Genomic DNA, 20770 nt, shown 5'->3' on the forward strand with positions numbered 1-20770 from the left:
AGCGGTTCGTAACGGCGGTTCGCGAGTCCGGGCACAAAAGCCGCCTCGTGCTCCAGTCGTAGATCGTGATCTGACGCTGTTTATGCGCGCTACGGCTTGCCAGCTGCGCCAAGCGCGATCAGTTGACCTGGCCGGTAGGCCGCAGGACGAGGTGGCTGACGTTTACGCGCTCGGGTTGATTGATGGCGAACAGGATCGTTTCGGCGACCCTGGCTGCGTTGCCGAAACATCCACAGACGACCCACGGTGTTGAATGAGGAGCGCGAGGATGCTCCGGCGCCTTGCCAGGCCCGTCGCTTGGCCGATTCGCTGTGCCGTACCCGACAATTGCGGCAAACCGCCGCTGATAGTGCGTGACGTTAGACCCCAAAATGGGATCAGACGCCCTCTCAGGTTGATTGATGGCGAACAGGATCGTTTCGGCGACCTGCTCGGCGGTCAGCGTCGGTGCCGCCGCGGGGATCCACCGCGCTCGTCCCAGAATGGGGTGTCCACAACCCCCGGAGCGACGAGAGTGACACTGACACGGTCCTTGGCGACCAGGAGCCTGACATTCTCGGCCAGGGCGTGCGCGGCCCATTTGGTGACGCAGTAGAGGTTGCCGGGCGTGTTCCTGGTGCCGGCGACCGAACCGCCGATCACGATGCGGCCCTTGGACTTCCAGGTGTGGCAGTGTCTCGCGTGTCAGCAGAGCAGGGCCGAGGATGTTGGTGAGAACCATGGCACGCATGGCCTGAGGGCCGTGGTCCTCCAGGGTGCCGGACGGGGAGAAGCCGGCGTTGGCGATCACCGTGTCCAATCGGCCCCAGATGCCCGCGGCGAGCCCCACGAAAGCGGCGAGATGGTTCTCGTCGCTGGCGTCACCGCTCGTGGTCAGCAGCCGCTCGCCCGCTCCAGTAGAGGTGGCGAACGCGGCCAGCCGATCGGTATCGCGGCCGGTGATCGCCACGCGGTGGCCGCACCGATTCCACTCGAACCGCCGGTGATCAACGTGACGGGTTTCATGGCACGGCCTGCCTTGGTGACGGCGGTTGCGGCGACGCGCCGGGGCTCAAGGTGTCGACGAGCACTGAGTTGGCGTACGCAGGCCACCCGATGATCATGATGTTGTGACGCAACACGAAGATCGGGCGGCCTGCGGCGCAAGTGGAGATCCCGAGCTGATGGAGTCGGTATTCGGCGAACTCGCTGCACTCCTGGCGCCGGTCTACCGCCATAGTGACCTGCGGCAGAACGCCGCGTCGGTGCCGCGTTTCGTCAGGCCGCTGCAATTGCCGTTCTGGTTCTGTTAGCACTTAGCCGCACGGGCGCGCGGCGAGCGGGGCAGATCCAGATTGCTCGCGCTAGCTGAACCTGAACCAGTTCACGTTCACGAAGTTGCCGCCGGTGCTCGTCGCGAAGGTTACGTAAACAGTGTGTGTGCCGCTGGGCACCGGCGACGCGGTTACCGGTCCGGCTGTGACCCAGCTTTGCCACCCGCCTGTCCCGCTGACCGGGACAGTCGCGAATGGCGATGCGGTCAGCGAGTCGAGACGGAACTGGATCGTGCCGATACTCGTCCCGGACACCGCCGAGGCGACGCGCGCGACCACGCCGCCAGCCAGGCCGGAGCCGAAGGTGACGTTGTCGTATCGCAGCCAGCTGGCCGAGTTGATCCAGCCGACATCCTGGCCGCCGCCGGTATCTGAGGTGGCCTCAGTCCCGGTCGAGTTCTGCGCGGCGTACTGCGACGCGGTTACGGTCACCGCACTACCGGTGCCACTACCGCTGCCCGCGAAGACCTGGAATTCCCACAGCGAGTAGCCCCACTGTGTCGCGCGGGCGGTGCCTAACATCCGGATGTAGCGTCCTGACCCTGAAACGCTGAGGTTCTGCGTCCCGCCGGTGCCGGTGGTCGTCGAGTAGATGTTCGTCCACGTGCTGTTGTCGTCGGAGGTCTGGATCGAAAACGCGGTAGCGTATGCGGCCTCCCAGTTCAGCGTGACACCGCAGATCGACTGCGTGCTGCCGAGGTCCACCTCGAGCCACTGCGGGTCGGCAAAGGCGCTCGACCACCGCGTTGCGGTATTGCCGTCGGCCGCGTTCTGCGCTGGGAAGCTGGCGTTCTCGGTGGACGACGCTGCGGCGGTCTTGTTCAGCGCGATGTTCGTCGCGCCGCAGGTTCCTCCGCCACTGGAGGTCACCGCCCAATTGAAGGATGCCGAGGCAGTGGCGCCGGTGCCGTCTTTCGCGGTGACCGTGACACTCGACGTTCCGGTCGCGGTCGGGGTGCCGGAGATCAAGCCGGTGGAGGAGTTGATCGACAGACCCGCTGGCAGGCCGCTCGCGCTGTACGTCAGCGTCTGGCTGGACGCCGAGTCGGTCGCATGGATCTGCAGGCTCGCGGCAGCGCCGACGGTCGTGCTCTGGTTGCCGGGGTTGGTCACCGTGACCGAGTTCCCGGTGCCACCGCTTGGCAGGGTCCATTGCTGCTGCGCCGAGTCGGTGCAGGTCTCGATGTCCAGTCGGGCACCGGTGTTGCCGCCCGGATCAGTGAGGCAGAGCCCTGAGTTCGGGTTGACCAGCTCACCATTGGCCTGATGGTTCCAGCCCTGAGCATTGGTGCCGTTGCACGCGTACCAATCCACGTTGGTACCGCTGGTCGTTCCTGCCGCCACGACGTCGAGGCAGCCGCCCTCGACGCGCAGCGTGTTGTCGCTGTACGTCGACCAGTTCTGCCCGGAACCGCCGTTGCAGGCGGTCACGCCGATCGGATTGCCCTCGGTGTTCAGCGAGTTCTGGTTCGACAGGCACAGGCCGTTGATTCCCTTGACCGTGCCGGTCGCGGCCGGCGTGGCGGTCGGCGTCGAGTCGCCGCCCTTCTCGTACACGGCGACGTACGCCGCGCTCATCGACGCGCCTGAGGTGGTCGCGGCGGTCGGGGTGGTCTGACCGGAGACCCCGTCCGGGTAGTTTCCGCCCATAGCCAGGTCCCAGATGATGAAGAAACCGTGGTCGATGGCGGCCTGCCACGCGGCGGCGCCGACCGAGGATTCGGTGATGGTGCTTTCCACCACGCCATCCATGAGGAACTGCATCTGCTCCGCGCTGGTGTTGGTCCGGTCGATGATGACCGAGTAGGTGTGATAGCCGGTCTGGCAGGTTGAACCGGCGCCGGGGCAGGCGATCAGCGCGTGCCCGGGGCTGTTGGCGGAGTCGTGCAGCGTCTGCGAGGCTTGATTCAGACCATTGACATCCTCCATCATGTCGATCTCGCCGGATTGCGGCCAGCCACCACCGGCCCGCATCGGGGAGCCGAGCGCCCAGAAGGCGGGCCAGTAGCCGAGCCCGCTGGCGGGGTTGGGCTGCTGGATCGAGGCGGTCATCTCCAGTTCGCCGCCGGGCGGAGCCTGGAAGTCGTCACGGCTGCTCTCGATGCGCCCGGAGGTCCAGGTGCCGCCACTGTTGATCGCCTTGAGCACGAGGTGACCGTTGCCGTCGAGGTAGACGTTGCTGGTGGAGTTGGTGGTCTGCTCCTTCTCCCCGGTGCCGTAGCCGGTGCCGATGTCGTAGAACCAGTTGGCTGAGGACGGCGCGGAGCCGGCCGCGCCCGAGAAGTCGTCGCTGAACACCGTGGTCCAGCCGGCCGGCGCCGGGGGCACCGGGTCGGCCATCGCCGCGGGCGCTGCCGCAACCGTCAGGGCCGCCGCCCCGGTCAGGCCGCCGGCGAGCAGCGCCGTGATGGCCAGGACCGAACGCCGCCTCGGCGGGGCCGGTCGGCGTTGGGCGCGCCGGCCGCTACGCGTTTTGTCGAGCATGGTGCTTTCCCTCCAGCGCGCAACGCGCTTTGTCGGTGGCGCACCGCCCCGGCACGTCGCGGCAAGGCGGTACCGCGACGCCGGCTTGGTGCGCCAGCTGTCGTTTTTGGCACTTGCCGCTTTTCAGAGGCAGTGCGGTGAGGGTGCGGGAGAGCGCTCTCCAAACACGAGATGTGTACGGCTTCGGTAGAGAACTGTCAAGCGTTTGCGCGCGGACGTAAGGTTCCGAACACCGAGGGCGATCAGCGCGCTAGGCGTGAAGAAGCGGTCGAATGCCCTCGCCGAGAGCGTGCTGGATATCCCGAGAGCGAGCCATAGGGCCGTGCCGGATCTATTGCGGCAATCAAGCATGTGAATGGCGCGAGAGATGGCATGAAAGCTTCGGGACGCGGGCTCGCGCTCGATCGTCCACAACGTGTGCGCTGGTCGTTGACAGGCACCCAGCATTCGAGGCTCGGCTGCAGGCGGCCTGGCGGTTGAGTGGAAATGATGAGCGACGCTCTTTCCGTTCAGCCGGCTGAATTGCCTAAAATAGTGGTAAACATAGTTTACTAAGAAAATCGACCGGGCTACCTTTTCGGTCAACGCGCCGCTATCGGGCGGCGCCGCCCACCACCATCGGGATGATCACTCCATGAAAGATCACGACAATATCAGGGTTCTGCTCAGCACCACACGGCGGCGCCGTGCGCTCGCCACAGGCGCCGGCACGCTCGCACTGATCGGGACCCTCTCGCTCACCGCCGTACTCAGTGGTCCGGCGTCCGCCGCACCCGCACCCGCCGCCAAATCAGCCGCCGCCGCCGTCTCGCTGACCGGATGGAACCTGACGCTGCCCGTCGACTCCGCCGGCTGCCAGTGCGGCGCGGCGACCGAGATCAGCCCGGCGACGCTCAAGGCGCCGTGGCTGGTGCGCAACAGCGACGGCAGCCTGACCTTCTGGGCACCGACCAAGGGCGCGCACACCCCCCACTCGCTGCACCCGCGCACCGAACTGGTCAGCCGCACCGACTTCACCGCCGGCTCCGGCACGCACACGCTGACCGGCACGTTCATCATGCAGAAGATGCCGAGCTCGAACGACATCATGATCGGCCAGATCCACGGCGGCGGCTCGTCCTCCTCGATCCCGCTGCTGATGCTGCACTACCGCAACAACGGCCAGCTCATCGTCGTCACCCGCAAGAACCCGACCTCCGGTTCGACCTCGGCGACGGTCCTGACCGGCATACCGATGAACGCGGCATTCTCGTACACGATCACGCAAAGCGGCATGAAGATGACCGTCACCGCCACGTACGGCGGCAAGCACGGCAGCGCGGTCGTCGCCGTGCCCGCTTCGTTCCGCGGCATGGATGTCCGGTTCCAGGCAGGCGACTACCAGCAGAACAACGCGAACAACTCCGCCACCGACGGTGGCCGCTTGACCGTGACCGCGCTCTCGCAGAACTGACCCGCGGCCCCGCTCGTGAGCGATCGGACCGGCGCGGCGCAGCCGGTTCTCCTCTCCCCCGCGCCTGCCGCATGCGCTTCACCGTCAACCTCTTCGTATGATCGTGCCGCAGACGTCCGTCGCTCGGCGGCGCGTCACCCGCGGCGAGCGAGGGCGGAAAGAGGTTCCCATGCGAGAGCGACCCGGCTGGGCTCCCGATGAAATCGACATCGATCGCCCTTCAGTGGCCCGCATGTACGACTTCTTCCTCGGCGGCTCGCACAACTTCGCGGCCGACCGGCAACTGGCCGAGCAGGCGCTGAAAGTCTTCCCCGACGCGCCCTACGTGGTGCGCGCAAACCGCGCATTCCTACGCCGCGCCGTCACGCTCCTGTGTGAGTTGGGCATCGATCAGTTCCTCGACCTGGGCTCCGGCATTCCGACAGTGGGCAACGTGCACGAGGTCGCGCACGCCGCCAATCCAAATGCACGCATCGTCTATGTCGACTCGGACCCGGTCGCCGCGGCGCACTCGGAAGCCATTTTGCGAGACGACGAACGCGTGCGCGTGCTGCATGCCGATCTGCGCGCTCCGCAGGCCGTGCTGCTCGGGGCCGCCGCCGAGGGGCATATCGATTTCAGCCGTCCGGTCGGCCTGCTGCTCGTCTCCGTGCTGCCGTTCATCCCCGACGCCGACGACCCGGCCGGCCTCGTCGCGGCATACGGCGACGCGACGGTCCCCGGCTCGTACTTGGCGATGAGCCACGGAACCAACGACTACCAGCCTGAGACTGTCGGCGAAGTAGAGGGCGTATACACGAAGGCGAGCCAGCCGGGCGTCTTTCGCAGCAGGGCGGAGATTCTGGCCTTGCTGCGGGGTTACGACCTGTTGCCGCCCGGTTTGGTGGACGCGATCCGGTGGCGCCCCGATCCGGGCGATCAGCACCCGGATCCGCTCGGCGGAGACGTCACCCGCTACAGCCTGCTGGCCGCGGTGGGCCGCCGCGCGTAACCGCCGCCCATACCGGGCTTCATTGCCCCGTGCACGCGACGGAGCCAGCCGGTTCAATGGTCAGGTGCGCCTCGATGAGATTCCGATGCCGCCCGCGGTCGCCGCACGGCCGCGAGACGCTCGCGGCTACCCAGTCCTCGCGATCACACCATGGTCCGAGGGCACTCCAGACTTCGCGATCACCAGCACGGCACGGATTCTGGTGTGCGCGGTGGAGCGACGCTGCTCGATTTGCGGCACCGGGCTCGGAAAGGGGCCGGTGTGGCGCGTGGTCGCCGCCGAGGAGGCCGCGGCGATTGGGCGGGTGCTCATCGATGGGCAGTCCTATGCGAACACTGCGAAGACGGTCGAACCGCCCGGACATCGTGCGTGCATGCTCTACGCAGCAATGGTTTGTCCATACCTGGCGCGCCCTACTGCTCGACGCGGCACGGACGCCTCTGTGCCCGATGCGGAGTTCAGTCGCGGCGAGACGCACGGTTCGGCGCAAGGGCTCACGGGCGCCGTGGTCGCGTTCGACACATACGAGTTCGAGGTCGGCGAGACCGTCCTGTTCCGTTTCAGTGGTCTGTGTTCCTACCTGCCTTACGCGCTCGGCGACGAGCACCTTGCCGCATTACGCGAGGCGATCACGGAGCAACCGATGGCCGGCCCCAGCCCCTCGTGGCTGTTGGACGACGAGCCAGCCGCCGAGGACCGCGCCACGCGCTACGCCTGAACGGCGCCCCTTTCCTGTACGAACGCGTCGTAGGCATAGGAACGTGGCCATTGGCGCAACGCGCGGACGGACGGTCGACCATACGCACCCCATGGGATCGAAGTCCCATGGGCCAATGGTCCGCCGCCGAAGCGGAGATCGCATCGGCGGCGGAGCCAAGACTGTCAGCTCACAGGTGCAGCAGAGTCTCCGGGTTGAGTACCGAGTTACTTCCGGCGGGCGCTTCGAGCGCGTTTTCCGCCGCGGTGAGCACCTGCTCGGGGACCGCCGCCGTGTCGCCGTAGGCGACGATCGTGCCCACCGAGGACGCCGAATCGACGAGCCAGCCGGCCGCGTCCGAGCTCAATCCCTTCTGCGGATCGACAAAGATCACCGGCATCCGCGGGCCGTTGTTCGCCGCGAGCAGCGCCTCCTGCCAGGAGGAGGTCGAGGCGACGGCGACCTCCGTCGGGCCGTCCGAGTACCGCTCGGTGATCAGCAGGGAATTGAGATCGGCGTCTGAACCGCCGAGCGCGGTGACCGACAGGCCGGCCGGCTTGCCCGGCCAGGAGGAGGCGAGTGCCGCCTGGGCCTGGCCGCCGACGGCAATGAAGTTCGCCCGCCCCTTGCCAGACGCCAGACGGTTGATGATCGGCTGGTCGAGCGCCGGCATCGTCTCGTCGTCGGTGAGCAGCAGATTGCCGCCGCGGCCAAGGGCTTCGAGGGAGAGGATCGCGGGCGTGTCGGTGGCCGAGACCGCGAACACGGTCGAGTCGCCGGGCCCCGGTTGCAACCAGGCGTTGTTCACCGCGACCGCCTCGGCGATCGGATCCGCGTCCGGTCTGCGCGTCGTCTGATATCCGAAGCTCTTGATCTGCGCCTCGACCGCGGCCGAGACCGCTCCGGTGTCACCGATGATCCGGACCTGCGGAACGTTGCCGTACAAGGGTTTGCTCGGGCCGAGCAGCCGCTTGAGTTCGGTCGCGGTGGCCGAGGGCAGCGCGTCCGGCTGGGTGAACAGCACCGGGCCGAGGTTCGTGCCGAGGCCGGCAACAGTCAGCGCGTTCGGGTCGGCGGTGCTCACGAGCGTGAGGCCGTAGGCGTACGTCATCCCGGTCGGGTACGACGGAACGCCGGTCGCCGGTGCCGTCTGATAGAAGGCCCCGGTTTCGGCGATGGCGTCGGAGATCGGATCGCCGGCCGCGAAGCGCAGGGCGCTGGTGGGCCTCATCGGTTCGTACGAGGCGACGCCGGGGCTCGGCGACTCCACCGTGAGCGGGTTTCCGGCCGACCCGGGCCGGGCGGCGGAGGACACCGATTCGACATTCGAGCTCGTGCCGAACGCGATACGGCTTCCGTCCGGCGACCAGACCGGGTGCGTCAGGCCGACCACGCCGACGGTGATGCGGACCGCAGTGGTGGTTTCGGTTATCGGCAGCGCCTCGGTGTACAGCTGGCCGTCGCCGCCGACGAAGGCGATCCGCTTGCCGTCGGGCGCCACGGCCGGCTGGGCGCCGTCACGGGCCTTGCGGCCCTGTGGGCCGCGCTGGTTGCGGTCCAGGATCCAGACCTCCCCGCCGTTCGCGCCCTGGTGCTGGTATGCCAGGGTGCTGAGTGGACCGTCGAACTTCATCACCGCCGGGTCGTACACCGCGCTGGCCGCGGTGTCGCCGGCGCCGTCCCCGATGCTGTCGAGCAGTGCCTCGCCGCTGCCGCCGGCCGCCGGGTCGTCCTGGCCGTCCGCGCCGACGCCCATCAGCCGCCAGACACCGTCCGAGCCACGCTCGGAGAAGACGATTTCGCCGCCGCCGTCCTCGAAGGCCGGTTGCGCCCGCTTGACCCCCGGCTTCGACTGAGTCAGGACCCGTACACCGGTGCCGTCCGGGCGGGCGGTCGCGATGTTGCCGTCGCCGTCCACGTACACCAGCCGAGTGCCGTCGGATGACCATGACGCGTCGGTGACGGTCGAGGGGAAGGTGACGGCGGTGTGGTTGATCAGGACGCGGTTAGTGCCGTTGCTGACCGTCGGCACCGTTGCGGTGTAAACCGGGTGCGTACCGCGCGTTGGCTGTCCGCCGCGCGTGGGCTGCACGCTGTGCCCGGTCCCGGTAGGCCGCGGCGCGCCGGTGTGCTGAGCGGAGTTGCCGCCGCAGGCCGCCGCGGCGGCGAGCGACCCGACGGCGATGGCGAGTGCTGATGCTCGGTGGAAGGCGGATCTCGGCATGGTTCTCCCCCAAAATGCGAACCGGTAGCGCAATCAAGGACGCTATGTGCGAGCTGTTCCGACTACTTCGACGCGCCGGGATGGCGCCCGGTTGAGCCGGGCGCAGTCCGTATCCGAACTATTACACACCGAGTTCTCTTCGCAATAAGGCCCGAAATCAGCAGCGCTCGCGTGGCGGCAGGCCCTCCGAGCTCGCCGGTCGGTCGCGGTAGGTGTGCTCGGCGAACGCGATGAAACCCTCGACGTCGGCCACGTTCGACACCAGTCCCAGCGAGACGCGCACCGCACCGCCGCTAGGCAGTCGCAGGGTTCGAAGGTACTCGTCGATGCCGCGCGACTTCCGGCCGATACGGCCGCGCAGCGCGCCGCGGCCGATGGCGAAGGCCAGCTCGCCCGCGCCGGGATTGCAGAAGCAGCCGGTGCGCAGGCTGATCCTGGCGGCCGCGGCCTCGCGCTCGACCAGTCGCTCGTCTACCACGTGGCCGTGCGGATCGAGGAAGTTGAACGCGACCGTGCCGCCGCGGTCGGTGGTATCGCGCGGCCCGTAGATGCGAGCCATCGGCGCGCCATTGCTGTGGGTGAGAGCGCCGAGCCGCTGCAACAGCCAGCCGGTCAGGCAGCGCACGCGCTCGCTGATCAGATCCAGCCGCAGGTTGTGCAGCCAGCGCAAGCCGAATTCGACGTCGGGTATGGCCAGGAAGTTGACCGTGCCGTCCTCGAACGCTGATTCATCGGGCGCCATCGCGTGCCAGTCGCCCTGGACGCTGACCGCCTGGATCGTGCCTCCGGAGAACCACGGCCTGCGCAGCCGGGAGAGCGCTTCGCGCCGCGCGATGAGGCAGCCGAGCCCGGTCGGGTAGCCGAACAGTTTGTACCAGCTGACCGTGACGAACTCCGGGTGCACCGCGGACAGGTCGAGCCGGTTGGTGGGCACGTATGCCGCGGCGTCGAGCAGGACGTCGAAGCCGTGCCGGTGCGCCAGTTCGATCCAGTCGAGCGGATGGCGCACCCCGGAGAAGTTGCTCTGCGCGGGATACGCGAACAGCCCGGCCGGGCCGCGCCGCCCGATGACCTGTTTGCTCAGCGCCGACTTGACCAGTTCGGTGTCGGTGCGCAGTTCCGCGCCGTCGCCGGAGATGTAATGCACCGCGGTGCGCCGGGCGCGGGCATACTCGCGGATTCCGTTGACGGAGTTGTGGTTGTCGAAGGTCAGCACGAACCGGTTGTCGTGCTCAAAGCGGTATGACTCGCCGACGAGCCGGCTGGCCGCGGTGGCGTTCGCGGTGAAGATCGCCGCGTACTCCTTCGGGTCGGCGTTGAAGTGGGTCAGGACCGCGGCGCGGGCTCGCTCGACCCGTTCCGTGGACGCGCGCGAGGCGGGGTTCTCCGAGTGCGGGTTGCCGAAGCACTGGTCGGTCAGCCGCTCGCTGTGCGCGCGGTACTGCGCGGTCGCGGCCAGGCAGGCACCGGTGTAGTCGAGGTAGATGTGGCCACTGCGGTCCAGGTGGGCGTACTCGGTGCGGCGCGCCTCGTCGAGGATGCGCGTGCGCTCGTACTGCGGGTAGTCGGTCAGGAAATCGGCCGGTTCGCTGGATCGCAGCAAGCCGCCGGTGCCGGCAAGGATCTTCGTCATCATCTCTTCGCCCCGGGGTGGCGGAGGTATTCAGGGAACCTGACGTTCCGGCGGCAGGCCGGAGTTTGGGCGCGCCGCGTCGCACGGCGGTCGCGCGCGGTGGCTATCTGCTGGTGCGCCGGCGCCGCGGCGTCTTGCGGGAGAGCACGAGCCCTGCCCCGATCAGGAACAGGAGCATGAAGCCGGCCAGCAGCATCCACTCCCTCGGGACCGAACCGTCGAAGGTGTCGCCGTACGAGACGAGCAGCGGCGGCCCGAGCGGTGAGCCGCCGTCGCGCCACAGCGCGGGCAGGCCCGCGGTGGTACCGAGCGCGTCGAAGGCCCAACGGTTCGACATCAGATAGCTCAGCACCCGTCCGGGCAGCGCCATCACCGGCACCGGCAGGAACGCGCCGACGAAGAGCACCTGCGGGAAGCAGAGCATCGGCAGCATCAGCGTGGCCTGAGACGGCGAGGACACCGCGGCCGAGGCCAGCAGGCCCAGCGTGAGCGCGGCGGCCGAGCACAGCAGCAAGGTGACGAACATCCGGGCCCAGTCCGCGCCGCCGAGCGTGGGCAGCCGGTCGGTGGCGCTGAGTGTGAGCAGCAGTACCGCGTCCACGGCGGCCAGGATCGGCAGCAGCACGGCGAACTTCGAGGCCAGATACGGCAGGATCCGCACGCCGACGATCCGCTCCCTGCGCAGGATCGCGAACTCGTCGCAGATCTGCGAAAGGCCGTAGGTCAGGCCGAAGAAGAAGCCGCCGAAGGCGATCCAGAACAGGATCATCATCGAGGTGTTCGGGCTCGGGTCGGCGAAGGCGAAGGCACCGGGCCGGAACATCATCAGGAACATCAGGATGATGATCAGCGGGGAGCCGAGCAGGATCGCCAGTGTCAGCCGGCTGCGGGTCAGCAGGTCCAGGCTGCGCCGGGTGAGCAGGCGCCATTGGCCGAAGGCACCGAGTCGCCGGCCGGGCGCCTGGATCGGGCCGCCGACTTGCGCCATGCGGGTGCCGCGCACCGGGACGGCGGTCGCGAGGCCGGAGGGCAGCCGGTCGGCCCACACCTGCGGGTCGGGATGCTTGGCGAGCGCGCGGTAGATCTCGTCGAAGCTGTTGGCGGAGAAGTGGGCCAGCGCGTTGGCCGGGGAGCCAGCGAAGGCGAGTTGTCCTTGCGCGGCGAGCACGAGCACCAGGTCGCAGCCGGCCAGGTCCTGCGGGTTGTGGCTGGTGAACACGACGGTGGTGCCGGCCGCGGCGATCCGGTCGAGCAGGTCGACCAGGTCGGCGGCCATCGCCGGGTCGAGCCCCGAAGTCGGCTCGTCGAGGAACAGCGCGGTGGGCCGGGAGAGCAGTTCGACCGCGATGCTGGCGCGCTTGCGTTCGCCGCCGCTCAGCAGCCTGACTCTGGTGCCGGCCTGCTCGCTCAGGCCGAGGGCGGCCAGGACTTCGCTGACCTCCTGGCCGATCTGTGCCTCCGTGGTGCGCGCCGGCAGCCGCAGCCGGGCCGCGTATCGCAGAGTCCTGTCAAGCGGGAGCGACTGGTGGATGATGTCGTCCTGCGGCACGTATCCGATCGGCGCGACCGCGAGGTCGTCGCGCGGCCGGCAGGTGGCTCCGTCGTGCAGCACCACGCCCTCGGTCGGCAGGGTGACCCCGGCGAGGGCGTCAAGCAGCAGGGTCTTGCCCGCGCCGCTCGGGCCGATGATCGCGACCAGGGAGCCGGGGCGGATTGACAGCGAAACCGGACGCAGCACCTGTTTTCCGCCGCGCAGCGTGTGTCCCGCGCCGCGTGCGTCGATCCCGAGACCCGCGGACCGACGCATCGCCGGACCGGCGCCCCGGTCTGTCGTCACGCGAGCGCTGCGCAGTCCCTGGCCGCTCATCCGTCACCATCCGTCTCACAAGTCTCAGCCGATAGTTACTCGGCCACCAACCTTAATAAGCATCCGTATTGCCTGGGAATACCCCGCGGCGCACCTTGGGAGTGTCTTAGTAAACAGTCGCACGATCGCCTGCGCACTCCTCAGGCGTCAGACAGCGCGGACGCTAATGGTCCGGGGCCTGCGATAACGCCGCGAGCAGCGCGTCGAGAAGCGGCACCTGGCCGCGTAACAACTTCACGCGGGCCTCGTCGATCGTGAACCAGGCGGCGCGATCGATCTCAGGGAACTGTCTCAGTTGACCGCTGCGCGGCGGCCACTGCATCTCGAAGGTGTTGCTGCTGACCGTTTCCGGATCGAGGTCCCCCTGCGCCGCCCAAGCTGTCACAAGTTTGCCACCGGGCTGGCGCACCGTGCCGAGGTCGATGAGCCGCTGTTGCTGCTGCGCGCCGAGCGGGCGGCCGAGTTCCTCTTCGAATTCACGCAGCGCGGCGCCGCGGGGATCGTCCGCGGGTTCGTACTCTCCCTTGGGGATCGACCAGGCGCCCTCGTCCTTGCGCGCCCAGAACGGCCCGCCGGGGTGGACCAGCAGCACCTGCGGGCCGCCGGGAGCGGGCCGGAAGAGCAGGATCCCCGCGCTGAGCCGCGCCGGCATCGTGCTCAGGCCCCCGCGTCGCGGAAGTGTCCGCCCCAGGAGTGCCAGGAGTCGATCTCGATCCAGGCGCTGACCCGCCGGCGGTTGCGCACCGGGTAGCCGTCCTCGCTGCCGTAGTGGCGGGCGATCCGGTCGATGTCGGCCAGCTGCGGGTCATCCTCGATCGAGACGATCCGGCCGGTGAGGCTGATGTGCGAGTACCAGTCGCCGTCCACGAGCACGGTGAGCGCCACCTTCGGCTCGGCGCGCAGGTAGGCCAGGCGCTTGCGGCCCTCGTCCAGGTTGACTAGGACCCGGCCGCCCTCCCACACGTACCAGGTGGGCACGGACACCGGCTGGCCATCGGGCCGTACCGTGGCGATCACGGCGGGGTTGGGCTGCGCCAGGAACTGGTCGATCTTGGCCGGGACCGGAGGCTTGGGCATCGGTGCTCCTCTTCTCGCGCCCCGCGCGGGGCTCGATCTTGGTGTCGGCACCATCCTCGCAGGGTTGGCTTCGGTGCACGTCCGGGGCGTCGCGAGGCGTCGCGCTGACGCCGTAACGTCGGGATGTAACGCGGGAGGCGATGCAGGTCCCTGTTTCGGCAAGAAACGCGCGCGTGGACTTTCGACCCAGACACCTCGCGCCGCGTCTCCTTGCGAGCCTGTGACGTTGCGCAACCCATCCCCCAAACGTCACAGGCTCGCCATCAAGCCGATTCGGGTAGGCGAGGACCAGTGGTGACGAGTGCGAAACAGCAGGCGCAGATGTGTGGCCGTCCAACGGAAATCCACGCGGTGGACGGCGGTTCGATGGACGGCACGGCGACGAGCGTGCATCGGTTCACCCTCCACGATGTGCGCCTGGTCGGAGCGCAGACGACGGACTAACCGGTCGCGCTGACGCCGGTTTCCGGGTCGCCGAGTTGCTCCGTCAGCACCCGGATCTCGCCGCGCAGCCGCTCGGCGTGCTCGATCCTGCCGACGCGCTGGTAGTCGCGCGCGGCCGCCTCGCGTTCGGCCAGCTCGGCGCGGACGATGCGCTCGATCTGAGCCTCGGTCAGCTCGCGGCGCGCGGCCTCTGTGCTGCCGACCCCGATTTGCAGCTGCTCGATCGCCAGTTGCCGATCAGCGGTGTCCGGGCGCTCGACCGCCTCGGCGTTGTCGATCGCGGCGAGGGTCGAGCGCAACGCCGCCACGGCTACCTTGTCGCGGGTCTTGATGGCGGCGGTGAGCGCGTCGCGCAGGCGTTGCCGCAGCGGCGTGGAACTACCGGACTTCGCGCGGTTGCCCGGTCGGGAGGTAGCGGCGGAGATCGAGTCGGTCGGCACGGCGAAGACGATACGTCTGCCGCGTGCGGCCGCGCTCGCAATTAACCGCCGCCACGCTCGGTTTCGGGCGTGGTTTCACTCCGTTGCGCTGTCCGCGGTGCTCGGCGACGCGTCGCCGCCCTTGCGTACCGATCGCAGCAGCACTTCGGAGACGTCTGTCACGCGCACATCCTGCGACGCCTTGCCCTGCTGCTTACGGCTGGCGAGTCCGTCAGTCAGCATCACGATGCAGTATGGGCACGCCGCGGTGACCAGGTCCGGCTCGGTGCTCAGCGCCTCGTCGGTGCGGGTCTCGTTGATGCGCGTGCCGATCGTCTCCTCCATCCACATGCGCGCGCCGCCTGCGCCGCAGCAGAAGGAGCGCTCGCGGTTGCGCGGCATCTCGGTGAGCCGCACACCCGGCACCGCTTCCAGGATCTCGCGCGGCGGGCTGAAGACCCGGTTGTGCCGGCCGAGGTAGCAGGGATCGTGGTAGGTGACCGCCGCGTCCACCTCGTTGGTCGGGACGAGCTTGCCGTCCGAGACCAGCTTGGCCAGCAGCTGCGTGTGGTGCACGACCTCGTAAGTGCCGCCGAGCTGCGGGTACTCGTTGCTGATCGCGTTGAAGCAGTGCGCGCAGGTCACCACGATCTTCTTCGCGCCGACCTCGTTGAGCGTCTCCACGTTCTGCTTCGCCAGTTCCTGGAACAGCAACTCCTGGCCCATCCGGCGGGCCGGGTCGCCAGTGCAGCTCTCTGCGCTGCCGAGCACCATGAAGCCGACACCGGCCTCGTGCAGCAGCTCGGCCACTGAACGCGTGGTCTTCTTCGCGTTGTCGTCCAGGGCGCCAGCGCAGCCGACCCAGAACAGGTACTCAACGTCTTCGGGCAGCTTCTCCTCGCCACCCTCGCCGAAGACGCGCACCTCGAACGGGAGCCCCGCGGCCCACTCCATGCGGGCCTTCTGGCCGCGGCCCCACGGGTCGCCCTTGCGCTCGAGGTTGCGCAGCATGGTCTGCCCCTCGCGCGGGAATTCGGACTCGATCATCGTCTGGTAGCGGCGCATGTCCACGATGTGGTCCACGTGCTCGATGTCGACCGGGCACTGCTCCACGCAGGCGCCGCAGGTCACGCAGGACCACAGCACGTCGGGGTCGATGACGCCGTTGACGTCCGCGGAGCCGACCAGCGGCCGCTCGGCCTCGGCGATCACCTCCGGCGCAAGCGCGGCCCGTTCCTCGTCGGAGGAGGCCAGCAGGTACGGTGCCTTGGCGAGGGCGTGGTCACGCAGGCCCATGATCAGCAGCTTCGGGCTCAGCGGCTTGCCGGTGTTCCAGGCCGGGCACTGCGACTGACAGCGGCCGCACTCGGTGCAGGTGGCGAAGTCGAGCAGGCCCTTCCAGGTGAAGTCCTCGATCGCGCCGCGCCCGATCTTGTCGTCCTCCCCCGGGTCCTCGAAGTTCACCTCGGCGCCGCCGGAGTAGACCGGCAGCAGCGGGCCGAGCGCGCGCGGGCGGCGGGAGAGGGCGACGTTGGGCAGCGCGGTGAAGATGTGCATGTGCTTCGAGTAGACGACCAGCACGAGGAACGCGAGCACCACGCCGAGCGAGCCGAGGATTCCGGCGGTCTCCAGCACGTCGTTGGCGGTGCGGCCGAGCGGGTGCAGCCAGTGGCCGACCTCTTGCGAGGCGAAAGCGCCGTGCCGGTACGGGAAGTAGCCGGTGTTGATCTGGGCGCCGCGGTACAGCAGCAGCGTCCACATCACGTTGAAGATCATCAGCAGCACGAACCAGGCCGGCCCCAGGTGCGAGCCGAAGAAGCGCGAGCTGCGGCCCTCACGTTCGGGCGATTGGCGCAGCCGGATGATCGAGAAGGCCACCAGGCCGCAGATCACCGCGACGATGAAGAAGTCTTCGAGGAACCCGAGCCAGGTGTCGGTGCCGATCAGCGGGATGTGGAAGTCGCGCTGGAACAGCGCCCCGTAGCCTTCCAGGATCGTGGCGCCGAGGATGACGAAGCCCCAGAACACGGCGAAGTGTGCGGTCCCTGCGCCGGTCCACTTGAGCAGTTTGCGCTGCCCGAAGACCTCGGTGAGCACCGCCCACACCCGCCGCCCGGCGTCCTGGGTGCGGCCGGGCTCGGCCGGCTGCCCGGTCCGGCCGAGCCGCAGGAGCATCCAGACGCGGCTTCCGGCGACAGCGAAGGCCGCCGCCGTCAGCGCCAGGCCGAGAACCATACGCAGTACCACTTAGTCCTCCATCGGGTCGTGCGCGGCGGATCCCAAAACGTATACACCTACGCACTCAAGTGAAGGCAGAGCCCCCGGCTGATCACTGGACCAAAAAGTTCACCAAGCCGCCCGCCGCGTCCGTCCGTCTCGTGACGGCACACAGCACTCGCGGTCCGCCGCTGCGCGTGAGTCTATGGGTACGCGGCGTGCAGCGAAAAGACCGGCAAGTGTGGGCGAGGCGATAATCGGCCGGGGTTTCACGCTATAGCTTTTGGATAGAGTGTTATGATCGCGCCCGGCACCATACTCCACCGAAAGCAGGCGCATTTCCATGGCACAGAAAGTAGAGGTCACCCTGGTCGACGACCTCGACGGGGGCAAGGCCGACGAGACGCTGGTGTTCGGCCTCGACGGTACGCGCTATGTGATCGACCTGAGCGACAAGAACGCGAAGAAGCTGCGCGACTCGCTCGCCAAGTACATCGAGGCGGCGCGGCGGGACCGCGGCGGGCGGGCGAGCGGGCGGGGCACCGCGCGCAAGTCGGCGCAGGCCGGGCCGAACACCTCGGAAGTGCGCGAATGGGCCAAGTCCCAAGGCCTCGAAGTCTCCGAGCGCGGCCGCGTCTCCAAGGACCTGATCGTTAAATTCCAGGAAGCGCACTGAAGACCTCCGCTGAATCAGCGGGTCACGCATTCAGGTCCGTCTTCCGCCATACGGGTGGAATAACGCCCGGAAGTGCGTCGCCGGAATTCAGCGGTACGGGGATTGGACGCGCGGGTGCTCAAGCCCCGCGCGTCCTTCTTCCGCGCCGAGCTCGAGTTCGAACCAGACCACTTTGCCGTGGGTTGTACGGCTCACTCCCCAGCGGCGGGCCAGCCGGCTGACCAGGAACAGGCCCCGGCCCTTCTCGTCCAGGCCGCCGGCCTCGCGCAGGATCGGCAGATAATGGTCGTCGTCGCGCACCTCGCACAGCAACGTTCCGGCGCGCAGCAACCGCAGCTCGATCGGGCGGGTCGCGTACCTGATCGCGTTGGTGATCAGCTCGGTAGCCAGCAGCTGCGCGACCTCGCCGAGCGCGGAAAGACCCCAGCCGGCCAAGGTCTGCTCGACCAGCCGCCGCGCCCGGGTGACAGTGACTGGTTGCGCGGCCAGCAGCCAGTTGGCCACGTTCTGCGTCGGAATCCCGCCGAGCCGCGCGGCCACCACGACGATGTCGTCCTCGGCGGTCTCACGCGCGGCGGTCGCGATCACCGCGTCGCATAACGTCTCTGGGCTCGACGCCGGGGCGTCCAGCGCGCGCAGCCGATCGCCGAGCACGCCGATCCGCTCGTCGAGATCGTGACCGCGTCCGTCGACCAGGCCGTCGGTGTAGAACACGAGGGTGTCGCCGTCGCGGATGGTGATCTCTACGGTGTCGAACGCGACGCCACCGACGCCGATCGGTGCGCCACTCGGCACCTCGACCCGTTCGACGCGTCCGTCATGTCGCACCAGAAGCGGCGGCAGGTGACCAGCGTTGGCGAGAACGCAGCACCGCGCGATCGGGTCGTAGACCGCGTAAAGGCAGGTGGCCAGGTGGTCGTCGCCGAGGCGCTGAGCCAGGTTGTCGAGCTGGCGCAGGATCTGATCGGGCGGCAGGTCGAGGGCGGCGAGGGTCTGCACTGCGGCGCGCAGGTGCCCCATGATCGCCGCGGATCGCGCGCCGTGGCCCAGCACATCGCCGATCACGATCGCGATCCGGCTGCCGGGCAGCGCGATGGTGTCGAACCAGTCGCCGCCGACCTCGACCGAGGGATTGCCCGGCAGGTAACGGTGCGCGAGTTCCACCCCGGCCAGGCTGGGCGGAGTCGCGGACAGCATCCCGGGCTGGAGGTTCGCGATCGCGGCCTGCTGCACGCGGTACAGCCGCGCGTTGTCGATGCCGAGAGCGGCCTGCGTGGCGAGCTGGCAGACCGTCAGCACATCGACGTCGTCGAACGTCGGGCGGCTGGGTCGCCGGGTGAGCGTGACGCAGCCGAGCACCCGCCCGCGCACGAGCAGCGGGACCACCAAGTACGCCCGGTCCTCGAGAAGCGGCCGCAGGTCGCCTGTGTGATGGGTGCGCGACATGGCGACCTTGTGCAGGTCGTCGATGCGATCGAGGCACACCGGCTCACCCGTCGCCATGGCCTCGTAGCCGGGACCGGCGGGGTGCATCAGGTGCACCGCCCCTTCCGGCACGATATCGCGCCAGAATGCCGGCGATTCGTCGTGCGCGACGGCGACGCGACGCAGCGGGCTGGCCGCGGTGGTGCGCGGGGCGGGCGGCGCCGGGGCGCCGTCGACGAAGAGCGCGTCGAGCACATGCACGGAGGCGAAGTCGGCCAGCCGCGGCACCAGTGCCCCGGCGAAGCTCTCCGCGGTCGCGACCGTGTCCAGGCTCGCGCCGATCTGCGTCGTGGCCTCGTTGAGGAACCACAACTGGTCGCGCAGGTCCATCCGTCCACTTCCCCCAGGTTGCCCGGAACCTAAGCCCCTGCGGAGGGTAAGACTAGCCCCAGTGCTCTGGATCGGACGTCTGACGACACAGCAGGAACAGCTGAATCTCCGGTTGCGCGGTGGACGTCTCCGGGGCGTAGGACAGGACCTCTTCGTAGGCGACCTCAAACCCGGTCTCGCGCAGCAAGGCCCGAAGATCGTCGCGCAGGAACCCGGTGACCCGGACGCGCTCGCCCAGGAACGGGATCGCGACATCATCGACGTCTGCTTCAACCATGGCAAGGGCGAAATACCCGCCCGGCTTCAGGACGCGCCCGATCAGCTTCATCGCGGTGCGCACGCGGGCGCGCGGCAGGTGCAGCAGCGAGAAAAACGCGACCACGGCCTCGTATTGTCCCGGCTCGTCGGGAAGATCAAGCAGGTCGCCGAGGATGAACCGCGCGCCGGGCACGTTCGCCTGCGCCAGTTCCAGCATGCCCGGGGCGAGGTCGAGGCAGGTGACTTGGCAGCCGGCCGCGATGAGCTGACGGGCCGTCGGCAAACCGGTACCGGCGCCGAGGTCGAGCACCCGCGCGCCGGGTTCCAGACGCTCGAGAAGCCGCTCGGCGCAGGCGAGCTGGCCTTCCTTGTGCGGAAAGGCCTCGTCGTAGCGGGCGCCGATCTCGTCGTAGGCGCGGGCCTGCGCCGTCTCCCGGTCTAGCCACAGGAGGTCCCGCTGGGCCGGTGCGACAAGTCTCTGGACAGCCATCGGGAATCCCCTCGTTGTGTGTCGCCGTCTGGTATTCACTATCAGAAGGCTGCCTGATGGGAAAAGGAGAGCTCGGATGGTCGCGGGTGACGGACGCAAGGATCTCAGCCGCCGGGGTTTCGTGCGTGCGGTGGGCGGCGGCGCGGTAGGGATGGGTGTGCTGGTGACGGGATTCGACAACGCCACGAGGGCGTGGGCCACGGACACGACGAGCGGGCACCGCTTCGACCATGTACCGCACCTTGACGGCCGACTTTTGCTCGATTCCGCCGAACTTACCCCGTTCCAGGATGACTTCGGCCATATCGTGCACCGCGTCCCCGGCGCCGTCCTCGAACCCGGCTCTGTGCGTGACATCGCCGCGATGATCGAGTTCTGCGGTGCCCGGCGCATCCCTGTCGCGCCGCGCGGCCAAGGCCATGAGACCTTCGGTCAGGCTCAGGTTTCCGGCGGCCTGGTGATCGACATGAGTCCTCTGAACTCGATCACGGTCGACCCGGTCGCTCGCAAGGCCACCGTCGGTGCGGGCGCGCTGTGGAGCGCGCTGCTGACGGCGAGCCTGGCACACGGGCTGACCCCGCCGGTGTTCACCGACTACATCGAGTTATCAATCGGCGGCACACTCTCGGCCGGTGGTATGGGCGGCACGACGCAGCACTACGGCGCACAGGTAGACAACGTCATCGAACTCGAAGTCGTCACTGGCAGCGGC

General features: G+C 68.5%; 16 protein-coding genes and 1 pseudogene. 6 read left to right on the forward strand and 11 right to left on the reverse strand.

Going from position 1 to position 20770, the window contains the following annotated elements:
* Window positions 1-391: 391 nt before the first annotated feature.
* Together VN779_RS11160 and VN779_RS11165 are read right to left on the reverse strand one after the other, a co-directional pair.
* Window positions 392-1005, reverse strand: a pseudogene (locus VN779_RS11160) (SDR family oxidoreductase); the annotation flags it as partial.
* A gap of 338 nt (window positions 1006-1343) precedes the next feature.
* Window positions 1344-3797, reverse strand: coding sequence for a carbohydrate-binding protein (locus VN779_RS11165; RefSeq protein ID WP_325722404.1), 2454 nt, complete (start codon window positions 3795-3797; stop codon window positions 1344-1346).
* A gap of 634 nt (window positions 3798-4431) precedes the next feature.
* On the opposite strand from VN779_RS11165, the gene VN779_RS11170 reads away from it, so the two are divergent.
* The 3 genes from VN779_RS11170 (at window position 4432) to VN779_RS11180 (ending at window position 6959) form a co-directional block, all read left to right on the forward strand.
* A complete protein-coding gene (locus VN779_RS11170; RefSeq protein ID WP_325722405.1) occupies window positions 4432-5250 on the forward strand; it encodes a polysaccharide lyase family 7 protein in 819 nt (272 codons plus the stop codon).
* 169 nt (window positions 5251-5419) lie between these two features.
* Entirely contained in the window at window positions 5420-6241 is an 822-nt protein-coding gene (locus tag VN779_RS11175; protein ID WP_325722406.1) for an SAM-dependent methyltransferase, read from the forward strand.
* Between the two features lie 64 nt (window positions 6242-6305).
* Entirely contained in the window at window positions 6306-6959 is a 654-nt protein-coding gene (locus VN779_RS11180) for a hypothetical protein (protein ID WP_325722407.1), read from the forward strand.
* Window positions 6960-7128: 169 nt separating this feature from the next.
* Here the strand turns inward: VN779_RS11180 and VN779_RS11185 are convergent, their stop codons facing one another.
* The 5 genes from VN779_RS11185 to VN779_RS11205 all read right to left on the reverse strand — a co-directional run bounded on the left by VN779_RS11185 (window position 7129) and on the right by VN779_RS11205 (window position 13739).
* Window positions 7129-9162 (reverse strand): hypothetical protein, encoded by a 2034-nt coding sequence (locus tag VN779_RS11185; RefSeq protein ID WP_325722408.1) that lies wholly within the window; start codon window positions 9160-9162, stop codon window positions 7129-7131.
* Between the two features lie 157 nt (window positions 9163-9319).
* On the reverse strand, window positions 9320-10795 hold the full coding sequence (locus tag VN779_RS11190; protein WP_325722409.1) for an aminotransferase class V-fold PLP-dependent enzyme: 1476 nt from the start codon (window positions 10793-10795) through the stop codon (window positions 9320-9322).
* Window positions 10796-10898: 103 nt separating this feature from the next.
* Complete coding sequence (locus VN779_RS11195; RefSeq protein ID WP_325722410.1) at window positions 10899-12662, reverse strand: ATP-binding cassette domain-containing protein; 1764 nt, start codon at window positions 12660-12662, stop codon at window positions 10899-10901.
* Window positions 12663-12825: 163 nt separating this feature from the next.
* Complete coding sequence (locus VN779_RS11200) at window positions 12826-13314, reverse strand: NUDIX domain-containing protein (protein WP_325722411.1); 489 nt, start codon at window positions 13312-13314, stop codon at window positions 12826-12828.
* 5 nt (window positions 13315-13319) lie between these two features.
* Window positions 13320-13739, reverse strand: coding sequence for a PPOX class F420-dependent oxidoreductase (locus VN779_RS11205; RefSeq protein WP_325722412.1), 420 nt, complete (start codon window positions 13737-13739; stop codon window positions 13320-13322).
* A 294-nt stretch (window positions 13740-14033) separates the two neighbouring features.
* Between VN779_RS11205 and VN779_RS11210 the strand changes: the two genes are divergently transcribed.
* Window positions 14034-14183: a hypothetical protein gene (locus VN779_RS11210; protein ID WP_325722413.1), complete on the forward strand. Its 150-nt coding sequence runs from the start codon at window positions 14034-14036 to the stop codon at window positions 14181-14183.
* Here VN779_RS11210 and VN779_RS11215 read toward each other — a convergent pair.
* Together VN779_RS11215 and VN779_RS11220 are read right to left on the reverse strand one after the other, a co-directional pair.
* Window positions 14180-14623: a hypothetical protein gene (locus VN779_RS11215; RefSeq protein WP_325722414.1), complete on the reverse strand. Its 444-nt coding sequence runs from the start codon at window positions 14621-14623 to the stop codon at window positions 14180-14182. The genes VN779_RS11210 and VN779_RS11215 overlap by 4 nt on opposite strands.
* A gap of 75 nt (window positions 14624-14698) precedes the next feature.
* Window positions 14699-16849 carry a (Fe-S)-binding protein gene (locus VN779_RS11220; protein ID WP_325722415.1) on the reverse strand — a complete coding sequence of 717 codons (2151 nt, stop codon included), beginning with the start codon at window positions 16847-16849 and terminating at the stop codon, window positions 14699-14701.
* 313 nt (window positions 16850-17162) lie between these two features.
* Here VN779_RS11220 and VN779_RS11225 point away from each other — a divergent pair, with 313 nt between their 5' ends.
* Complete coding sequence (locus VN779_RS11225; RefSeq protein ID WP_325722416.1) at window positions 17163-17495, forward strand: Lsr2 family protein; 333 nt, start codon at window positions 17163-17165, stop codon at window positions 17493-17495.
* An 87-nt stretch (window positions 17496-17582) separates the two neighbouring features.
* Here VN779_RS11225 and VN779_RS11230 read toward each other — a convergent pair whose 3' ends face one another.
* Window positions 17583-19310: an ATP-binding SpoIIE family protein phosphatase gene (locus VN779_RS11230; RefSeq protein WP_325722417.1), complete on the reverse strand. Its 1728-nt coding sequence runs from the start codon at window positions 19308-19310 to the stop codon at window positions 17583-17585.
* Window positions 19311-19362: 52 nt separating this feature from the next.
* Window positions 19363-20058 (reverse strand): class I SAM-dependent DNA methyltransferase, encoded by a 696-nt coding sequence (locus VN779_RS11235; RefSeq protein WP_325722418.1) that lies wholly within the window; start codon window positions 20056-20058, stop codon window positions 19363-19365.
* Between the two features lie 76 nt (window positions 20059-20134).
* Here VN779_RS11235 and VN779_RS11240 point away from each other — a divergent pair.
* A partial coding sequence (locus tag VN779_RS11240; protein ID WP_325722419.1) for an FAD-binding protein occupies window positions 20135-20770 on the forward strand: 636 nt, incomplete at its 3' end.

Source organism: Actinocrinis sp. (genome assembly GCF_035605935.1).
In the GTDB taxonomy this organism is placed as follows: domain Bacteria; phylum Actinomycetota; class Actinomycetes; order Streptomycetales; family Catenulisporaceae; genus Actinocrinis.

Excerpts from the sequence above, each read along its gene's own strand:
- VN779_RS11165 (WP_325722404.1), bottom strand. The coding sequence starts at position 3,797 with ATGCTCGACAAAACGCGTAGCGGCCGGCGCGCCCAACGCCGACCGGCC.
- VN779_RS11170 (WP_325722405.1), top strand. The coding sequence starts at position 4,432 with ATGAAAGATCACGACAATATCAGGGTTCTGCTCAGCACCACACGGCGG.
- VN779_RS11175 (WP_325722406.1), top strand. The coding sequence starts at position 5,420 with ATGCGAGAGCGACCCGGCTGGGCTCCCGATGAAATCGACATCGATCGC.
- VN779_RS11185 (WP_325722408.1), bottom strand. The coding sequence starts at position 9,162 with ATGCCGAGATCCGCCTTCCACCGAGCATCAGCACTCGCCATCGCCGTC.
- VN779_RS11190 (WP_325722409.1), bottom strand. The coding sequence starts at position 10,795 with ATGACGAAGATCCTTGCCGGCACCGGCGGCTTGCTGCGATCCAGCGAA.
- VN779_RS11195 (WP_325722410.1), bottom strand. The coding sequence starts at position 12,662 with ATGAGCGGCCAGGGACTGCGCAGCGCTCGCGTGACGACAGACCGGGGC.
- VN779_RS11200 (WP_325722411.1), bottom strand. The coding sequence starts at position 13,314 with ATGCCGGCGCGGCTCAGCGCGGGGATCCTGCTCTTCCGGCCCGCTCCC.
- VN779_RS11205 (WP_325722412.1), bottom strand. The coding sequence starts at position 13,739 with ATGCCCAAGCCTCCGGTCCCGGCCAAGATCGACCAGTTCCTGGCGCAG.
- VN779_RS11225 (WP_325722416.1), top strand. The coding sequence starts at position 17,163 with ATGGCACAGAAAGTAGAGGTCACCCTGGTCGACGACCTCGACGGGGGC.
- VN779_RS11230 (WP_325722417.1), bottom strand. The coding sequence starts at position 19,310 with ATGGACCTGCGCGACCAGTTGTGGTTCCTCAACGAGGCCACGACGCAG.
- VN779_RS11235 (WP_325722418.1), bottom strand. The coding sequence starts at position 20,058 with ATGGCTGTCCAGAGACTTGTCGCACCGGCCCAGCGGGACCTCCTGTGG.